Origin of the sequence: Streptomyces cyaneofuscatus (genome assembly GCF_033109485.1) — a bacterium.
GTDB lineage: Bacteria > Actinomycetota > Actinomycetes > Streptomycetales > Streptomycetaceae > Streptomyces > Streptomyces cyaneofuscatus.
Window position 1 is genome coordinate 6,921,203 of the sequence record NZ_CP137002.1, and the last position, 17,198, is coordinate 6,938,400.

15 protein-coding genes are annotated in these 17,198 nt (G+C 71.7%); 8 read left to right on the forward strand and 7 right to left on the reverse strand.

Annotated features, from left to right (window positions below; translation table 11 throughout):
• Positions 1-514: 514 nt before the first annotated feature.
• Genes R2B67_RS30540 through R2B67_RS30560 form a run of 5 tightly spaced genes read left to right on the forward strand, consistent with a single transcriptional unit; the run spans position 515 to position 5,997 of the window.
• A complete protein-coding gene (locus tag R2B67_RS30540) occupies positions 515-1,789 on the forward strand; it encodes an NAD(P)/FAD-dependent oxidoreductase (protein ID WP_317822502.1) in 1,275 nt (424 codons plus the stop codon).
• Positions 1,786-2,514, forward strand: coding sequence for a DUF1365 domain-containing protein (locus R2B67_RS30545; protein ID WP_317822504.1), 729 nt, complete (start codon positions 1,786-1,788; stop codon positions 2,512-2,514). Before R2B67_RS30540 ends, R2B67_RS30545 begins: the two co-directional genes overlap by 4 nt.
• Entirely contained in the window at positions 2,511-3,854 is a 1,344-nt protein-coding gene (locus tag R2B67_RS30550) for a class I SAM-dependent methyltransferase (protein WP_381074515.1), read from the forward strand. The genes R2B67_RS30545 and R2B67_RS30550 overlap by 4 nt, the downstream gene beginning before the upstream one ends.
• Positions 3,851-5,200 (forward strand): class I SAM-dependent methyltransferase, encoded by a 1,350-nt coding sequence (locus R2B67_RS30555; protein ID WP_317822505.1) that lies wholly within the window; start codon positions 3,851-3,853, stop codon positions 5,198-5,200. The genes R2B67_RS30550 and R2B67_RS30555 overlap by 4 nt, the downstream gene beginning before the upstream one ends.
• Entirely contained in the window at positions 5,197-5,997 is an 801-nt protein-coding gene (locus R2B67_RS30560) for a DUF1295 domain-containing protein (protein ID WP_317822506.1), read from the forward strand. The genes R2B67_RS30555 and R2B67_RS30560 overlap by 4 nt, the downstream gene beginning before the upstream one ends.
• Before the next feature lie 39 nt (positions 5,998-6,036).
• Here R2B67_RS30560 and R2B67_RS30565 read toward each other — a convergent pair whose 3' ends face one another.
• The 5 genes from R2B67_RS30565 to R2B67_RS30585 form a co-directional block, all read right to left on the reverse strand.
• A complete protein-coding gene (locus R2B67_RS30565; protein WP_317822508.1) occupies positions 6,037-7,392 on the reverse strand; it encodes a cryptochrome/photolyase family protein in 1,356 nt (451 codons plus the stop codon).
• A 38-nt stretch (positions 7,393-7,430) separates the two neighbouring features.
• Entirely contained in the window at positions 7,431-8,183 is a 753-nt protein-coding gene (locus tag R2B67_RS30570) for an anti-sigma factor (protein ID WP_317822509.1), read from the reverse strand.
• Positions 8,180-8,788: a sigma-70 family RNA polymerase sigma factor gene (locus tag R2B67_RS30575; RefSeq protein ID WP_018515328.1), complete on the reverse strand. Its 609-nt coding sequence runs from the start codon at positions 8,786-8,788 to the stop codon at positions 8,180-8,182. The genes R2B67_RS30570 and R2B67_RS30575 overlap by 4 nt, the downstream gene beginning before the upstream one ends.
• A gap of 103 nt (positions 8,789-8,891) precedes the next feature.
• Positions 8,892-9,350: an ABA4-like family protein gene (locus R2B67_RS30580; RefSeq protein ID WP_317822511.1), complete on the reverse strand. Its 459-nt coding sequence runs from the start codon at positions 9,348-9,350 to the stop codon at positions 8,892-8,894.
• Positions 9,347-10,276 carry an LTA synthase family protein gene (locus tag R2B67_RS30585; RefSeq protein ID WP_317822512.1) on the reverse strand — a complete coding sequence of 310 codons (930 nt, stop codon included), beginning with the start codon at positions 10,274-10,276 and terminating at the stop codon, positions 9,347-9,349. The genes R2B67_RS30580 and R2B67_RS30585 overlap by 4 nt, the downstream gene beginning before the upstream one ends.
• 158 nt (positions 10,277-10,434) lie before the next feature.
• On the opposite strand from R2B67_RS30585, the gene R2B67_RS30590 reads away from it, so the two are divergent.
• Complete coding sequence (locus tag R2B67_RS30590; RefSeq protein ID WP_317822513.1) at positions 10,435-11,109, forward strand: MerR family transcriptional regulator; 675 nt, start codon at positions 10,435-10,437, stop codon at positions 11,107-11,109.
• 93 nt (positions 11,110-11,202) lie between these two features.
• Here R2B67_RS30590 and R2B67_RS30595 read toward each other — a convergent pair whose 3' ends face one another.
• The gene (locus R2B67_RS30595) at positions 11,203-12,054 is read right to left on the reverse strand and encodes a siderophore-interacting protein (protein ID WP_030570292.1); all 852 of its coding nucleotides are present in this window, start codon (positions 12,052-12,054) and stop codon (positions 11,203-11,205) included.
• A gap of 124 nt (positions 12,055-12,178) precedes the next feature.
• Positions 12,179-13,087, reverse strand: a complete 909-nt coding sequence (locus R2B67_RS30600) for a 5'-3' exonuclease (protein WP_317824996.1) — start codon at positions 13,085-13,087, stop codon at positions 12,179-12,181.
• A 261-nt stretch (positions 13,088-13,348) separates the two neighbouring features.
• Between R2B67_RS30600 and R2B67_RS30605 the strand changes: the two genes are divergently transcribed.
• Positions 13,349-14,536: a quaternary amine ABC transporter ATP-binding protein gene (locus R2B67_RS30605; protein WP_317822515.1), complete on the forward strand. Its 1,188-nt coding sequence runs from the start codon at positions 13,349-13,351 to the stop codon at positions 14,534-14,536.
• On the forward strand, positions 14,529-17,153 hold the full coding sequence (locus R2B67_RS30610) for an ABC transporter permease/substrate binding protein (RefSeq protein ID WP_317822516.1): 2,625 nt from the start codon (positions 14,529-14,531) through the stop codon (positions 17,151-17,153). Before R2B67_RS30605 ends, R2B67_RS30610 begins: the two co-directional genes overlap by 8 nt.
• Positions 17,154-17,198 lie beyond the last annotated feature (45 nt).

Sequence of the window (17,198 nt, forward strand, 5' to 3'; positions counted from 1 at the left end):
GTCGTCCGACCAGGAGCCGCCTCGCTCCTGCGGCCGGCCCGGCGCCCCCGACCGGTGGCGGCGCACCGCACGAACGGCTCCCCGGCCGTCCGGGCGGCGCTGCCGCCGCCGACCGCATCGCAGACCGGGTCGGCCGACAGGACGGGCCGCCGGCCCGCCCCGCCCACCGCGGTGACCGGCGCCGGCCGGTGCACGTGGGGCGCGGAGGGCGAGGGGGCGGCGCACCGGGCGCACGGCCCGGTGGCCCGGCCGCCGGGCGCGGCGAACGTGGCGCGCGCCGGGCGGGACCGCCGGGACCCGAGGGCCCCGTCCGTCCGCGGAGTGTTCCGATCTGCTCTCACGTAAGGGATTCGGCGCGGGGCTCCCCGCGGATTGGTCCGGTGGGGGCATTCACTCGATCGAGTTAGTTCCGATCATCGACCAATCCTTCCGGCGGCCTGCGACGAATGGAGTGCGAGGAGCGTCTCCGTACTGCTCCGAACAGCGCAGCAGGCAGGGCCGGAGGGAGACCGGGATGGCACGGGAGCGGCGGCGGACAGCCGTGGTGGGGAGCGGGGTCGCGGGACTGACCGCCGCCCATGTTCTGCGTAGGGCGCACGACGTCACGCTGTACGAGGGGGACGACCGCGTCGGCGGCCACGCTCACACGCATGAGCTGGCGGCCTCCGACGGCAGGGTGCACCGCGTCGACTCGGGCTTCATCGTGCACAACCGGCGGACCTACCCCCACCTGCTGCGGCTCTTCGACGAACTGGGCGTCGCCACCCAGGAGTCGGAGATGTCGATGTCCGTACGGTGCGAAGGGTGCGGCCTGGAGTACGCGGGCGCCCGCGGGCCCGCCGGACTCTTCGCCCAGCCCCGCTCGGCCCTCCGCGGCCCGTATCTGCGGATGCTCGCCGAGGTGACCCGCTTCCACCGTGCCGCCCGCGCCCTGCTGGAGCTGCCGGAGAGCCCGGCCACCGACATGACGCTGGGGGAGTTCGCCCGGCGCGGCCGCTTCTCCCCGTACTTCCACGCCCACTTCCTCACCCCCATGGTCTCCGCGGTCTGGTCCTGCGACCCGGTCACCGCCCTGCGCTACCCGGCCCGCTACCTCTTCGCGTTCCTGGCCCACCACGGCATGCTCACCATCGGCGGCTCCCCGGTCTGGCGGACCGTCACCGGCGGCTCGCGCGCCTACGTCGAGCGGGTCGTCAAGCAGCTCACCGCCGTCCACATCGCGACCCCGGTCCGGGCCATCACCCGCCACGCGGACGGCGTCGAGCTCACCACCGAGGACGGCACGACCACGCCGTACGACGCCGTCGTCATCGCCACCCACCCCGACCAGGCGCTCCGGCTGCTGGCCGACCCGACCGACGCCGAACGCGACACGCTCGGCGCCTTCACGTACTCCCGGAACCCGACGCTCCTGCACACCGACACCACGCTGCTGCCCCGCAGCCGGGGCGCCAGGGCCTCCTGGAACTACCTGATGCCCTCCTGCGCCGCCGACGCGGACCGGGTCACCGTCAGCTACGACATGAACCGGCTCCAGAGGCTCGACGCACCCGAGACCTTCGTCGTCACGCTGAACGGCTCCGACCGGGTCGACCCCGGTTCCGTACGGGCCCGCATGGTCTACGAGCACCCCGTCTACACCCCGGAGTCGGTGTCCGCCCAGGCCCGGCTGCCCGCTCTCTCCGGGCCTGTCACCGCCTTCGCCGGGGCGTACCACGGCTGGGGCTTCCACGAGGACGGCTGCCGCTCCGGGGCCGAGGCCGCCGCCGCCCTGGGGGTGACGTGGTGAGCGGGGCCGCCCTGTATCCGTGCACCATCACGCACGTACGGACCAAGCCCAGCAGGTACGCGCTGCGGCACCGGACCTACCTGTGGCTCATCGACCCGGACGCCCCGCCCCGGCTGCCGCGCGCCCTGCGGCCGCTGGCCCGGTTCGAGGCGCGGGACCACTTCGGCGGGACCGCGCCCACCATCCGGGCCGGGCTGAGCCGGTTCCTGGAAGCCCGTGGGGTGGACCTCGCCGACGGCTCCGTCACCATGCTCACCCAGGCCCGCGTCCTCGGCCATGTCTTCAACCCGCTCACCGTCTACTGGTGCCGCCGCGCCGACGGCTCCCCGCTCTGTGTCGTGGCCGAGGTGCACAACACGTACGGGGAGCGGCACGGCTATCTGCTGCACCCGGACGCCGAGCACCGTGCCACGACCGGCAAGGAGTTCTACGTCTCGCCGTTCTTCCCCGTCGACGGCGGGTACCGGATGCGGCTGCCCGAGCCCGGCGACCGGCTGGACCTGAGCGTCCATCTGGAGCGCGACGGGGCCCGCCCGTTCACCGCGACCGTACGGGGCACCCGCCGCCGGGCCACCCCCCGGGCGCTGGCCAGCCTCGCCCTGCGTCACCCCCTCTCCACCGTCGCCGTCTCTCTCGCCATCCGGCTGCACGGCATCCGGCTCTACCTGCGCGGCCTCCCCGTGCAGCCCCGTCCCCAGCACCGCCCACAGGAAGGCATGCAGTGACCGCGCCCACCCACCAGCTGCCGGCAGACCGGACCCCCGACCCGGCAGCACCCGTCCCCGCGCAGCGGGGCCACGACCACGGACCGGCCGGACCGCAGTCTCCCGCCACCGACCCCGAACGCTGGCCCGACATCGTGACCCGGCCCCGCGCCTCCCGCGCCCGGACCGCCGTCGCGGAACGCATCGTCCGCCGCGCGCTCGCGAAGCTCCCCCTGCGCGCCCGGCTCGCGGGCGTGGAGGACATCGGCCTCGGCGGGCCGCTCATGGACATCCGCGACCCCGACGCCTTCTTCGGCCGGATCGGCGCGAGCGGGCTCATCGGCTTCGGCGAGTCCTACATGGCCGGTGAGTGGGACGCCCCCGACCTCGTCGCCGTTCTGACCGTCCTCGCCGACAACGCGGCCGAACTGGTCCCCGCCCCGCTGCAACGGCTGCGCTCCCTGTGGGCGTTGCGCAAGCCCTCCGCCCAGCTCAACACCCCCGAGGGCTCACGGGACAACATCAGCCACCACTACGACCTCTCCAACGACCTCTTCGCCCTCTTCCTGGACGAGACGCTCTCCTACTCCTCCGCCGTCTTCCGCGGCTTCCCCGCCGAGCAGGCCCTCCTGCCCGCCGCCCAGCACCGCAAGATCGACCGGCTGCTGGACGCCGCCGGGGTCCGCGAGGGCACCCGGCTCCTGGAGATCGGCACCGGCTGGGGCGAACTCGCCCTCCGGGCCGCCGCCCGGGGCGCCCGCGTCACCACCGTCACCCTCTCCGCCGAACAGCGCGAGCTGGCCCGTACGCGCATCCGCGAGGCCGGGTTCGCCGACCGGGTCGAGGTCCGGCTCTGCGACTACCGGCAGGTCACCGGCGACTACGACGCCATCGTCAGCGTCGAGATGATCGAGGCGGTCGGCGAGGAGTTCTGGCCCGTCTACTTCCAGACGCTGGACCGGCTGCTCGCCCCCGGCGGCCGGGTCGCCCTCCAGGCCATCACCATGCCGGACGACCGGCTGCGCGCCAGCCGCTCCACGTACACCTGGATCCACAAGTACATCTTCCCGGGCGGGCTGCTGCCCTCCACCGAGGCGATCGAACGGGTCACCACCGAGCACACCCGGCTGCGGACCGCCCAGCGCATCGGCTACGGCGCGCACTACGCCGAGACGCTCCGCCTCTGGCGCGAACGGTTCACCGAGCGCACCGCCGAGGTCGACGACCTCGGCTTCGACGCCGTCTTCCGCCGGATGTGGACCTTCTACCTGGCCTACTCGGAGGCGGGTTTCCGCTCCGGCTACCTCGATGTGCAGCAGCTGCTCCTGACCCGTGAACCGACTCAGCCGGAGACCCCGTGACCACCACCGCCAACAGGCCGCCTGCGAAGCCCTCCGCCCGCCGCACCCCCACCGGCGCCGCCCAGCGCCTCGAACCCCTGGCCGAGCGGCTGCTCGGCGGCGGGCTGCCGGTCCGGGTCCGGATGTGGGACGGCAGCGAGGCCGGGCCCGAGGACGCCCCCACGGTCCATGTACGTTCCCGGCGCGCCCTGCGCCGCCTGCTCTGGGAGCCGGGCGAACTCGGCCTGGCGGAGGCGTACATCACCGGCGAGATCGACCTCGACGAAGACCTCGGCGACGGGCTGCGCGCCATGCGCCGCGCGGTCGCCGAACGCGGCCTCACCCCGCCCGCGCCCTCCCTCGCCGACCGCCTCAGCGCCGCGGGCACCGCCCTGCGCCTCGGCGCCGTAGGACCCCGCCCGCCGGTCCCGGCGGCCCGGGCCGGGCTGCGCGGGGCGCTGCACAGCAAGGCCCGCGACCGGGCGGCGATCAGCCACCACTACGACCTGTCCAACGCCTTCTACGCCCTGCTCCTCGACGAGACCATGGCGTACTCCTGCGGCTACTGGACCAGCGACGCCCCCGGCTACGGCCCCGCCGACGCCCAGCGCGACAAGCTGGAGCTGATCTGCCGCAAGCTCGGACTGCGGCCCGGTGCCCGCCTGTTGGACATCGGCTGCGGCTGGGGCTCGCTGACCCTCCACGCGGCCCAGCACCACGGTGTCCGGGTCACCGCCGTCACGCTCGCCGCCGAACAGGCCGCGTACGTACGGGAGCAGGTCACGGCACGCGGTCTGGAGGAGCTCGTCGAGGTCCTCAACATCGACTACCGGGACATCGCGGAGCGGCCGGAGACCCGGGGCACGTACGACGCCGTCTCCACCATCGAGATGGGCGAGCACGTCGGGGACGCCGAGTACCCCGCCTTCACCCGCATCCTGCATGACTCCCTGCGTCCGCAGGGCCGGGTGCTGGTCCAGCAGATGTCGCGCGGCGCCAACGCCCCGGGCGGCGGCGCGTTCATCGAGTCGTACATCGCCCCGGACATGCACATGCGGCCCGTCGGGGAGACCGTCGGTCTGCTGGAGGGCTCCGGCCTCGAAGTGCGGGACGTGGAAGCGCTACGCGAGCACTACGTCCTGACCGTGGACGCCTGGCGGCGGACGCTGGAGGAGCGGTGGGCGGAGTTCGTCGCGCTGGTGGGGGAGGAGACCGCGCGCGTCTGGCGGCTCTACCTTGTCGGCGGCGCCCTCGCGTTCGAGGAACGGCGCATGGGCGTCGACCAGATCCTTTGCGTACGGCCCGACCGGGCGGGGAAGGCCGCGATGGAGCCCACCCGGGCCGGCTGGTACGGAGCGGGCCGGTGAGCGGCTTCGCCTGGGCCGCGTTCGCGAGCGGGCTCGCGGGCGCGGCCGGCGCCGCCCTCGCCGTCATGCTGGCCACCTTCGCCATCGCCCTCAAGAAGGGCGTCCACCGCATCGTCGACGTCGCCTGGGGCCTCGGCTTCGCCGCCGTCGCCCTCGTCTCGTACGGCCTCTCGGCGGGGGAGGGCGATGACATGCGGCGGCTGGTCGTGACCGTGCTGACCGTGGTCTGGGGGGTGCGGCTCGCCGTTCACATCGGGCGGCGCGGGCGCGGCCACGGGGAGGACCCGCGCTACGAGAAGATGCTCGCCAAGGCCCCCGGCAACCCCCAGCTCTACGCCCTGCGCAAGGTCTACCTCCTCCAGGGCGCGCTGGTCTGGCTGGTCTCGCTGCCGGTCCAGGCCGCGCACTATCTGACCGGGCCGCTGGTGTGGTGGGCCTGGGCGGGTGCCGTCCTGTGGGCGGTCGGGCTCGCCTTCGAGGGGATCGGGGACCACCAGCTCGCCCGGTTCAAGGCCGACCCCGCCAACAAGGGGAAGATCATGGACCGGGGCCTGTGGTCATGGACCCGGCACCCGAACTACTTCGGTGACTTCCTTGTCTGGTGGGGCCTGTTCCTCTTCGTCTGCCAGGCACCCGCTGCCGCCGCCGCGACGGTCGTGGCCCCGCTGGTGATGACGTTCCTGCTGACCAAGGGGAGCGGGGCGGCCCTGCTGGAGCGCCATATGGCCGACCGCCCCGGGTTCGCCGAGTACCAGGCCCGGACCAGCGGGTTCTTCCCCCGGCCGCCGCGCGGATGACCCCTGAGGGGGCCTGTGCGCGCTCACACGTACAGGCCCTCAGTCCAGCCCGCGCGCCTTCTCGAACCGGGCCCGCGCCTCGCCCAGGTCCACCACCGGATCCGGGTAGTCGAGCGTGTCCTTCACCTTCCACGGCTCGTGGACCGCGGACCCCTTCACCTCCGCCAGCTCCGGCACCCACCGCCGTACGTAATCGCCGCGCGGGTCGTAGCGCTTGGCCTGGGTCACCGGGTTGAGCACCCGGTTGGGACGGGTGTCCGTCCCCGTGCCCGCGACCCACTGCCAGTTGAGCTGGTTGTTCGCGATGTCGCCGTCGACCAGCAGCTCCAGGAAGTGCCGGGCGCCGACGCGCCAGTCCACGTACAGCGTCTTGGTGAGGAAGCTCGCTGCGAGCAGCCGGCCCCGGTTGTGCATCCATCCCTCGTGCGCCAGCTGCCGCATCGCCGCGTCCACCACGGGGTAGCCGGTGTGCCCGGTCTTCCATGCGGTGATCTCGTCCTCGTCCGAGCGCCAGCGGTCCTGGCGCGGCCGGTAGTCGGACCAGGAGGCGTCGTGGCGGGCTGCGAGGACCTGGTGGTGGAAGTCGCGCCAGGCCAGCTGCCGGACGAAGGCGTCGCCGCCCGGTCCGCCCTTCTCCTGGGCCCGGGTGGTCAGTTCGGCGGCGGAGACCGTACCGAAGTGGAGGTGCGGGGAGAGCCGGGAGGTGGCGTCCCCGGCGAGATCGTCGTGGCCGTCGGCGTAGTCGCCCATGTCGCCCTTCAGCCAGGACGTCACCAGCTTGCGGCCCGCCTGCTCGCCGCCCTCGGCCAGGCCGGGCGAGACGTTCTTGACGTCGTCCCGGGCGGGGAGCGGGTCGGAGGAGAGCGCACCGTCCGGCAGCCGGACCGTGCGGGGTGCGGTCAGTGTGCCCCGTACCCCCGCCGCCTCCCAACGGCGGAAGTACGGGGTGAACACCGCGAAGTGGTCCTTGCCCGCCGGGACCACCCGGCCCGGAGCGAGCGCGGTGACCACCGCGTCATGGATGCGCAGCTCACAGCCGCTGTCCGCCAGGGCGGTACGCAGCTGCTCCTCACGCTGTGCCGCGTACCCGCTCACCCCGGCGGCCATGTGCACCGCCCCCGCCCCGGTCTCCTCGACCAGCCGGCGCACCTCCTTCGCCACCGCGCCCGTACGGACGATGAGCCGGCCGCCCCGTTTCCGTAGTCCGGCGTCCAGGTCCGCCAGGCAGTCGGCGAGGAACGCGAGCCGGTTGGGGGCGTCGAACCCGGCCCGGTGGACGGCGTCGTCCCGGACGAAGAGCGGGACGACCCGGTCCGCGTCCCGCAGGGCGGAACGCAGCACCGGGTTGTCGTGCAGACGCAGATCGGAGGTGAACAGCACCACCGCGACGTTCATGGAACGCATGCTCCTTGCAGAGGGGGGTAAGCGAGCGGTCAGGCGGTCGGGAAGTCCATCAGGGCCACCGGGTCGGACGTCGGTTCGGCCGATCCGCCCGCCGGTTCGACCGTGATGCCCATGCCCGTCGCCTGGTCCACGGGCCCGTCCAGCAGCACCGCGTCATCGCTGGCCGAGGGGTCCATCAGACCGGCCGAACGCATCGTGCCCTCGTCGTTGAACCAGATCTGGTAGACCTTGCCGCTCGGCGGCCGCTCCATCCCCGAGGCGAGGAACACCGCCCGGTTCTCCTGCTGCGAGACGACGACGGTGCCGCGAGCGCCGCCGGTCAGCTCGCCGGAGCTGGTCTTCGCGTCGGGCGCGGAGAGCACCTGGGCCAGCTGCTCACTCCGCTGCGTGGCCTGGTTCGCTTCCTGGCGGGCGTCCTGCGCCACCTGGTTCTGCCACACCGCCACCCCGCCGAAGGCGGCCGCCGCCGCGATGCAGGCGGCCAGCGCGTAGGTGGTCCAGCGGCCGGTCCGGCCGGTGCTGACCGTCCGTCCTCGTCTGCCGTGCGACGGGATCGCCTGGCGTACGGTCGTGATCTCCCGCAGCACCCTCTCGCGCAGCTCGCGCGGCGGGGACTCGGCGGCGGCGAGACCGAGCCGGGCGGCCGTGGCCGACAGCTCCCGCACCTCCTGGGTGCAGGCCTCGCAGTCGCTCAGATGCCGCTCGAACTCGCGGCGCTCGTCCTCCGGCAGCGCATGCAGGGCATAGGCCCCGGTCAGCGTGTGCAGATCGGCCGTGGTCATGCGCTCACCCCCAGGCAGTCGCGCAGCCGGATGAGGCCGTCGCGGAGTCGTGTCTTGATGGTGCCCAGCGGCACGGTGAGGAGTTCCGCCACCTCACGGTAGGTCAGGCCCCGGTAGTAGGCCAGGGTGACGGACTGCCGCTGGAGTTCGGACAGCGTCCGCAGACAGCGGCGTACCTGCTCTCTCTCCAGCCGCGTCTCCACCTGTTCGGAGACCTCGTCGAAGGCGGGCGTCCGGTCCAGGAGCGCCGCCTTGTGCTCGCGGGCCGCCGACGCCTCCGCCGAGCGGACCCGGTCGACGGCACGGTGGTGGGCGAGGGTCAGCACCCAGTTCATCGCGCTGCCCCGGGAGGACTGGAAGCGCGGCGCGGTACGCCACACCTCGACCAGGACCTCCTGGGCGACCTCCTCCGACTGGGCCGGATCGCGCAGGACACTGCGTACGAGGCCGAGCACGGGCCCGGAGACCGCGTCGTACACCTTGGCGAAGGCGTCCTGGTCCCCGCGCGCGACCAGCACCATGAGTTCCTGCAAGTCAGGCTCCGGCGAGGGCACGCCGCTCATCTGTACGGCTTGGTTCACGCGGGTTTCCTCCCGGGACGTCATCGCTTCCGGGATTGATTCGGAGCCGACGGCCGTGCGGATTGGTCCAGTGCCCGCGATCTTTCCAGAACCGGTCCCGCTCGGCCGGGCGACGCAGCGGCGCGATTCAGCCGCGTTGCTCCCGCGGCCGGCCCACGCCCCGCCGGCCCGCGCCCTGCCGGACGGCGCGCAGCGCGAGGAAGACGAGCAGCCCGAACGGCGAGAGCAGGATCGTGAACACGAGCAGCGGGCCCATCAGCCAGGGGGAGAGCCCCAGCTTCCGGCTCTGGAGGAACATCCACTGGCCGACCAGCAGATCCCAGGCGATCACCTGCGCCCACAGGGCTCCGGCGCCCTCGGCCAGCGCCGCCAGCTCCCGGAAGGTGTCGATGTCCGGGCTGCTCACCGCCGTCCAGAGCTCCGGGAAGACCTGAACGGCCAGGACGGTGTAGACGGCGAGGAGCGGCAGGACCGTGAGCGGTGAGGAGGCGATCCGGATGGTGACGGACCAGCGGGGGGCGAGGATCATCAGCAGCCAGAAGGGCGCGGCCAGATAGAACGTGATCTCGAAGAGGGTGCCGGTCATGCCGTGAACTCCTTGCTGTCGGAAGCCGGTTCGGCGGGTACGGATACGGGGTCGGGCGCGGGCGTGGTGCGCAGCGCCGCCCCCACCCCGGCGGCCACCGCCGCCAGCAACACGCCGGCGGCTAGGAACGTGGCCGTGTCCGGGTGGATCAGGGGCTGCCCGCGCAGGGCCTGCCAGGTGGTCAGCGCGACGAGGCCGGCGTACCCGACGGTCGCCACCCGCACGAGCCGCAGCCGCACCCGTGCGTCGCCCAGCCGGGCGATCCGGGGCGCGAGCAGGACCAGGGCGATGAGGAACAGCGGGAGGAGCTGGAGCGCGTGCATGCCCACGAAGTGCGGGATCCTCAGGTCGCCGCCGGTCGTGGACCAGCCGGTCAGCGGCATCGCGGGCCCGCCGTCCGGCACACCGACGGAGTGGGCGCCGATCGCGTCGGCGGTGTCCAGGTTCCCGGCGGCCCGCTGCTCCGCGGTCGGCTGCGCCATCAGGAAGCCGAGTCCCGCGCCCACCAGGGCGATCAGCACACCGCCCCGGATCGCCCAGGCCGTCGCCCGGTCGGCGAGCCGGGTGCGCAGCAGCAGGACGGCGATGACCAGGGTGGCCGCCCACAGGACGACGATGGTGAGGCCCATCACCGTGTACAGGTTCGTGTCGAACGGGGTCTCGGCGTTGAAGTGGCTGCGCTTCCCGCGGATGACCTGTCCGGTGATGATCACCATCTCGACCAGGGCGGTGAGGACCACCACGTTCCCCGCCCACCAGCCGGTCCGGCGCCCCCATGTCGTCTGCGCGAGCATCCAGGCCAGGGTCAGGCCGTAGGCGGTGAAGGAGAGGTAGAACTTGAACGGCTTCGCCCAGATCGGGGCGCCCACCAGGATCCGGTCGTCGACCACGAGGCCGACGGCGGAGAAGAGGGCCCCGAGGGCCATCACGGCGGAGAAGACGGTTAACGGGCGATGCCAGGAACGCCATGACGACATGAAGGACCCCCTGAGAGCTGTATGGATAGTGGTACTCGCCGCTATCCGGTAGCGGCACTATCTATGATGGTGGTCCGATCTGGCAAGGGCGGAAAGGCGAACACGCGGTGCGCATCGGTGAATTGAGTCGCAGGTCCGGGGTGCCGGTGCCGACGATCAAGTACTACGTACGGGAACGGCTCCTGCCGCCCGGCGAGTTGACCAGCCCCAACCAGGCGGACTACGGACCCGGCCATGAGCGGCGGCTGCGCCTGATCCGGGTCCTGCTGGAGGTGGGCGGCCTTTCGCTCGCCGCCATCGGCGAGGTCTTGGAGGCCGCGGACGACCCCGCACAGCCGGTGATCAAGGTGCTCGGCGCGGCGGCGAAGGGGGTCACACCGCTGGAGGAGGGCGAGAGCGGCCCGGAGCTGGAGCAGGCCCGCGAGGAGGTGGCCGCGCTGGTCGGGCGGCGCGGCTGGCAGGTGAGCGAGGGAACGACGGCCGCCGAGTCGCTGGCGGGGGTGATCGCGGCGCTGCGGCGGGTCGGCCACGGCGGTCTGGTGGACCTGCTGGAGGTCTACGCCGACGCGGCCGAGGAGATCGCCCGCGCCGACCTCGACTACGTACAGCGCCAGGTCGCCCGGGAGGAGCTGGTGGAGAGCGTGGTCGTCGGGACGGTGCTGGGGGAGGCGATGTTCGGCGCGCTGCGCAGGCTGGCGCACGAGGATGTCTCGGTCCAGCGCTACGAGTCGCGGGCGGCGGGCGGGCCGGTGGCCGGCGGAGGTGCTCCTCCCGGCGTCTGACCCTGCTTCCTGCCGCATGCCGGTCCCGCAGGCACGCAGAGACCCCGCCCGCCGGGGACGGCGGACGGGGTCGGGTGCGGTCTTGCGGAAGTCTTACGCGGCCGCTGCCGGGCCCTCCTGCTCGCGCTCCACCTGCTCATTCCACTCGCGCTTGACCGCGCGCCAGGCGTCGTCGTTCTGGCCGAGGCGCCAGTAGCCGGAGATCGACAGCTGGGCGAGCGGGATCTGCCGCTCCACGCGCAGGTAGCGGCGGATCTCCTTCACGAAGGCCGCCTCCCCGTGCACGAACGCCTGGACCTCGCCCTCGGGGAAGTCCAGCTCCTTCACCGCCGCGGTCAGCAGCTCGCCGACCGGCCGGTCGCCGCGGTGCAGCCAGGTCACGGCCACCCCGTCGGGCGTCACGATCTTCTGCTCCTCGGAGGCGTCCGGCACCTCGACGAACGCGTGCACCAGGGCGCCCGCCGGCATCTGCTCCAGCGACGCGGCGATCGCCGGGAGGGCGCTCTCGTCGCCGGCCAGGAGGTGCCAGCCGGCCGAGGCCTGCGGCCCGTAACCGCCGCCGGGGCCGAGGAAGGTGACCTGCTCGCCCACCTGGGCGCGCTGCGCCCACGGTCCGGCGAGGCCCTCGTCGCCGTGGACGACGAAGTCGACGGCCATCTCCCGGGCCACCGGGTCCCAGGAGCGGATCGTGTACGTACGGGTCGTGGGCCACAGCTCGCGCGGGTGGCTCTCACGGATGGCGGCGATGTCGAACGGGTGCGCGTAGTCGGCGCCCTCGGGCGCGAAGCACAGTTTGATGTAGTGGTCGGTGAAGCCGTCCAGGGAGAAGTCGGCGAGCCCCTCGCCGCCGAGGACCACGCGCACCATGTGCGGGGTGATCTGCTCGGTGCGCACGACCTGCGCCCCCTGGGCCTTGGGTCCTTGCCGGGCCGGCCGCTCTGCCACGAGGTACTCCCTGGGTTGTGACGTACGGGCCCGCTCGTCGGTGGACGGGTGCGCGGCGTACGTATCGGCGCACGGGGCCGGACACCTCCGGCCCCGATGACTTAGGTATGCCTAAGTTAACACCTCAGGCCTGGAGTGTGGTGAGGAGTCGCTGAAGCGCCCCGCCCAGCCCCCACTGCCCGGCAAGCGCTTCCAGCGCGGCCGGGTCGCGGGGCTCGCGCGGCAGCGCCGGGTCGAAGTCGGGCAGCGGCACGTCCTGGGCCACCCGCACGACCTTCGGCGCGACCGCCACGTAGTCCCGCGCCTCGTCCAGCCGCTTGCGCTGCGAGGGGGTGAGCTTCGCCTTGGGGTCGTCCACCGCCGCCATGATCCCGGCCAGGTCCCCGTACGCGTCCAGCAGCTTCGCCGCCGTCTTCTCGCCGATGCCGGGCACGCCCGGGAGCCCGTCGCTCGGGTCGCCGCGGAGGAGGGCCAGGTCCACATAGCCCGCGCCGTCCACGCCGTACTTCTCGCGGAGCCACGCCTCGTCGGTCATCTGGAGCGTGCCGACGCCCTTGAGGGGATAGAGCACCCGCACCCGCCGGGCGTCGTCGACCAGCTGATAGAGGTCGCGGTCGCCGGTCACGATGTCCACGGGCCCGGTCGCCCGGGCGGTGAGCGTGCCGATCACGTCGTCCGCCTCGTACGGCGTGACGCCGACGCGGGCGATCCCGAGCGCGGCCAGCACGTCCTCGATGATCGGGACCTGCGGGGAGAGCGTGTCGGGGATCTCCTCCTCGTCACTCTGCCCCGCGGGCGTCTCGACGGCCACCCGGTGCGCCTTGTACGTCGGGATCAGGTCCACCCGCCACTGCGGACGCCAGTCGTTGTCCCAGCAGGCGACCAGCTCGTCCGGCCGGTGGTCCTGCACCAGGCGGGCGATGAAGTCGAGGAGGCCGCGCGCGGCGTTGACCGGGGTCCCGTCCGGCGCGCGCACCGAGTCGGGGACGCCGAAGTAGGCGCGGAAGTAGAGGGAGGCGGTGTCGAGGAGCATCAGGCGTCGCGTCACGGAACCGATGATGCCCCACACCACTGACAGTCGCCGTCGATGGCTCCCGGTGACCGAAGAACGCCCAGGTCAGTGACCTGGATCACTGTTGCGTTTGGCCTGTGTAAGGACGGGCAGGCGCGGCACCGGAGCGGACCACGTCGCATTTTCAACTAGTGCACGTGCCATGCGGACCGAACCCGCACCGTTCCACGGTCTGCCGGCGGGGGTGGCAGACCGTTTTTCAGTTCAACCCGTGAGGTGTATGTGTCCAGGCTGCAAGCCGAGAACTTGTACAAAGTGTTCGGCCGACGACCCGATCAAGCCGTGCGAAAGCTCGAGAGCGGCACCGACCGCGACGAGCTCCGCGCCGACGGAACGACCGCAGCGGTGATCGACGCCTCCTTCACGGTGGAGCCGGGCCAGATCTTCGTCGTGATGGGCCTGTCCGGCTCGGGCAAGTCCACGCTGCTCCGGATGCTCAACGGGCTGCTCGAACCCACCGCCGGACGCGTGCTCTTCGACGACCAGGACCTCACCGCCCTGAGCCCCCGCGATCTGCGGAACGTGCGCTCCACCAAGATCAGCATGGTCTTCCAGCACTTCGCGCTCTTCCCCCACCGCAGTGTCCTGGACAATGCCGCGTACGGCCTGGAGGTCCAAGGGGTACCCCGTTCCGAGCGGATCAGGCGTGCCACCGAGGCCCTGGAGCTGACCGGCCTCGCCGGGTGGGAGAACTCCTGGCCCGACGAGCTCTCCGGCGGTATGCAGCAGCGCGTCGGCCTCGCCCGCGCGCTGGCCACCGACGCCGACCTGCTCCTCATGGACGAGTCCTTCAGCGCGCTCGACCCGCTGATCCGGCGCGACATGCAGGACCAGCTCCTGGAGCTCCAGAAGCGGCTGAAGAAGACCATCGTCTTCATCACCCACGACCTCAACGAGGCCATGCGCCTGGGCGACCGGATCGCCGTGATGCGCGACGGCAGGATCGTCCAGCTCGGCACCGCCGAGGACATCCTCGTCACCCCGGCCAACGACTACGTCGCCTCCTTCACCCAGGACGTCGACCGCTCCCGGGTCCTCACCGCGGGCGCCATCATGGCCGAGCCGCACACCGTCATGGGCTCCACCACGACCGACGGCAAGGAGCTGCGCACCCCGCAGGACGTCCTCGCCGCGGCCCCCGCCACGGTCTCGGAGTCCACGCCGATCATCGAGCTGTTCACCCCCTGCTCGCAGAGCGCGGACCCGGTGGCCGTCACCGACGCCAAGGGCAAGCTCGTCGGCGTCGTCCCCAGCGCTCGGCTGCTCGCCGTGCTCGGCGACCCGATGACACCCACCGAGGCCCTCAAGGACTCCGGGGCATCCAAGGACTCCGGGATGTCCAAGGGCTCCGGGGCAGCGCACAAGACGCTCCCTGACAACGATGCCGTGAAGAAGGTGGCCAGTGTTTAGGCTCCCTCTCGGCGAATGGGTCGACTCCGCCGTCGACTGGCTCCAGACCCACCTCGCCTGGCTGTTCGACGCGATCAGCTCCATCGTCAGCGGCATGTTCGACGGCATAGCCGCCGTACTCTCCGCCCCCCACCCGCTCCTCTTCGCGGGCATCGTCGCGATCATCGCCTGGTGGCTGCGCGGTCTGCCGGCCGGGCTGCTGGCCTTCGTCGGATTCGCCCTCATCGACTCCGTCGAGCTGTGGGCCGAGGCGATGGACACGCTCACGCTGGTACTCGTCGCGACCCTCGTCACGCTGCTCATCGCCGTACCGCTCGGCATCTGGGCCTCCCGGTCCAAGACCGTCAGCGCGGTGGTCCGGCCGGTCCTCGACTTCATGCAGACCATGCCCGCCATGGTCTACCTGATCCCCGGCGTCATCTTCTTCGGCGTCGGCGTGGTCCCCGGCATCATCGCCACCATCATCTTCGCGCTGCCCCCGGGCGTCCGGATGACCGAACTCGGCATCCGCCAGGTCGACGGCGAACTCGTCGAGGCGGCCGAGGCCTTCGGCACCACCTCGCGCAACACCCTGCTGCGCATCCAGCTGCCGCTCGCCCTGCCCACGATCATGGCGGGCATCAACCAGGTCATCATGCTGGGCCTGTCCATGGTCGTCATCGCGGGCATGGTCGGCGGCGGCGGCCTCGGTGGCTCCGTCTACCGCGCCATCGGCAACATCGACGTCGGCCTCGGCTTCGAGGCGGGCATCTCCATCGTCATCCTCGCCATGTATCTGGACCGGATGACCGGCGCGCTCGGTCGCGAGGTCTCCCCGCTGGGCCGCCGCGCCGCCGCCAAGGCGCAGGCGTCCGTCGAGGGCTGGAAGATCTGGGCCTACCGCCCGCAGCCCGTCGTCGCGGTCGCCGGCATCGTGGCCCTCGCGCTCGTCGCGGGCGGCATGGGCATCTTCGGCGGCTCCGCCAAGAACACCGCGTCCGGCGCGGACGCGCAGGTCGGCGACGGCAAGAAGATCTCCATCGGCTACATCCCGTGGGACGAGGGCATCGCCTCCACCTTCCTCTGGAAGGAGATGCTGGAGCAGCGCGGTTACGAGGTCGACGTCAAGCAGTACGAGGCCGGCGCGCTCTACACCGGCATGGCCAACGGCCAGATCGACTTCCAGACCGACTCCTGGCTCCCCACCACCCACGCCAGCTACTGGAAGAAGTACCAGGACCGCCTGGAGGACATGGGCGCCTGGTACGCCCCCACCTCGCTGGAGCTCGCGGTCCCCGCGTACATGAAGGACGTCAAGTCCATGGAGGACTTGAAGGGGCGCGCCTCCGAGTTCAAGGGCCGGATCGTCGGCATCGAGCCGAGCGCCGGTGAGATGGGCCTGCTCAAGGACAAGCTCCTGCCGGGCTACGGCCTCGACAAGGAGTACAAGCTCATCGACGGCTCCACGCCGTCCATGCTGGCCGAGCTGAAGCGCGCGTACGCCAAGAAGGAACCGATCGTCGTTCCGCTCTGGTCGCCGCACTGGGCGTACAACGACTTCGACCTCACCAAGCTCAAGGACCCCAAGGGTCTCTGGGGCAAGGGCGACGGCATCCACACCCTGGCGCGCAAGGGCTTCACCGAGGAGAACCCCACGGTCGCCAAGTGGCTCAAGGACTTCAAGATGAGCGAGAAGCAGCTCACCAGCCTTGAGGCCGAGATCCAGAAGAGCGGCTCCGGCAAGGAGCAGGACGCCGTCCGCACCTGGCTGAAGGACAACCCGGGCGTCGCCGACAAATGGTCGCCCGCCCCGAAGGGCGCCCAGGCGGCCGGTGGTGACGACGAGCGCAAGCGCCCGGTCGAGGTCGCCTGGTTCCCCTGGGAGGAGGACATCGCCGCCACGTACCTGTGGAAGGCGGTCCTGGAGGAGCGCGGCTACAAGATCAACCTCAAGCAGTTCGAGGTCGGTCCGATGTACGCCGCCATGTCGCGCGGCCAGATCGACGTGCAGTTCGACGGCTGGCTGCCGTACACCCAGAAGAACTACTGGGACAAGTACGGCGACAAGCTGAGCAACCTCGGCTCCTGGTACGGGCCGACCTCCATCGAGGTCGCCGTCCCCGACTACGTCAAGGACGTCAAGACCCTCGACGACCTCAAGGGCAAGGGCTCCGACTTCAAGGGCCGGATCGTCGGCATCGAGCCCGGCACCGCCACCATGGAGAACCTCAAGACGAACGTCCTGCCGAGTTACGGCCTGGACAAGGAGTACAAGGTCCTGGACTCCTCCACGCCCGGCATGCTCGCCGAGCTGAAGCGGGCGTACGCCAAGAAGGAGCCCATCGCCGTCCTGCTCTGGACCCCGCACTGGGCGTACAACGAGTACGGCATGACCAAGCTGAAGGACCCGAAGAAGACGTTCGGTGACGGCGACCGGCTGCACACCATCGCCTCCAAGGAGTTCCCGAAGCAGTACCCGCAGCTGACCAAGTGGTTCAAGAACTTCAAGCTGGACGAGAAGCAGCTCGGCGGCCTGGAGAACGAGATCCAGAAGCGCGGCGCGGGTCACGAGGAGGAAGCCGTGAAGGCCTGGATGGACGAAAATCCGGGCATCGCGGACACCATGGCACCCCAGTAGGGGTTCCAGGGTAGAAAAAGCGCAGGTGAGGGGTGGGTGCCTCCG

What these genes read in the sequence shown, in the direction of transcription:
- R2B67_RS30540 (WP_317822502.1), top strand. Translation starts at nt 515, where the DNA reads ATGGCACGGGAGCGGCGGCGGACAGCCGTGGTGGGGAGCGGGGTCGCG.
- R2B67_RS30565 (WP_317822508.1), bottom strand. Translation starts at nt 7,392, where the DNA reads ATGAACGTCGCGGTGGTGCTGTTCACCTCCGATCTGCGTCTGCACGAC.
- R2B67_RS30570 (WP_317822509.1), bottom strand. Translation starts at nt 8,183, where the DNA reads ATGACCACGGCCGATCTGCACACGCTGACCGGGGCCTATGCCCTGCAT.
- R2B67_RS30575 (WP_018515328.1), bottom strand. Translation starts at nt 8,788, where the DNA reads ATGACGTCCCGGGAGGAAACCCGCGTGAACCAAGCCGTACAGATGAGC.
- R2B67_RS30580 (WP_317822511.1), bottom strand. Translation starts at nt 9,350, where the DNA reads ATGACCGGCACCCTCTTCGAGATCACGTTCTATCTGGCCGCGCCCTTC.
- R2B67_RS30585 (WP_317822512.1), bottom strand. Translation starts at nt 10,276, where the DNA reads ATGGCCCTCGGGGCCCTCTTCTCCGCCGTCGGCCTCGTGGTCGACGAC.
- R2B67_RS30600 (WP_317824996.1), bottom strand. Translation starts at nt 13,087, where the DNA reads ATGCTCCTCGACACCGCCTCCCTCTACTTCCGCGCCTACTTCGGCGTC.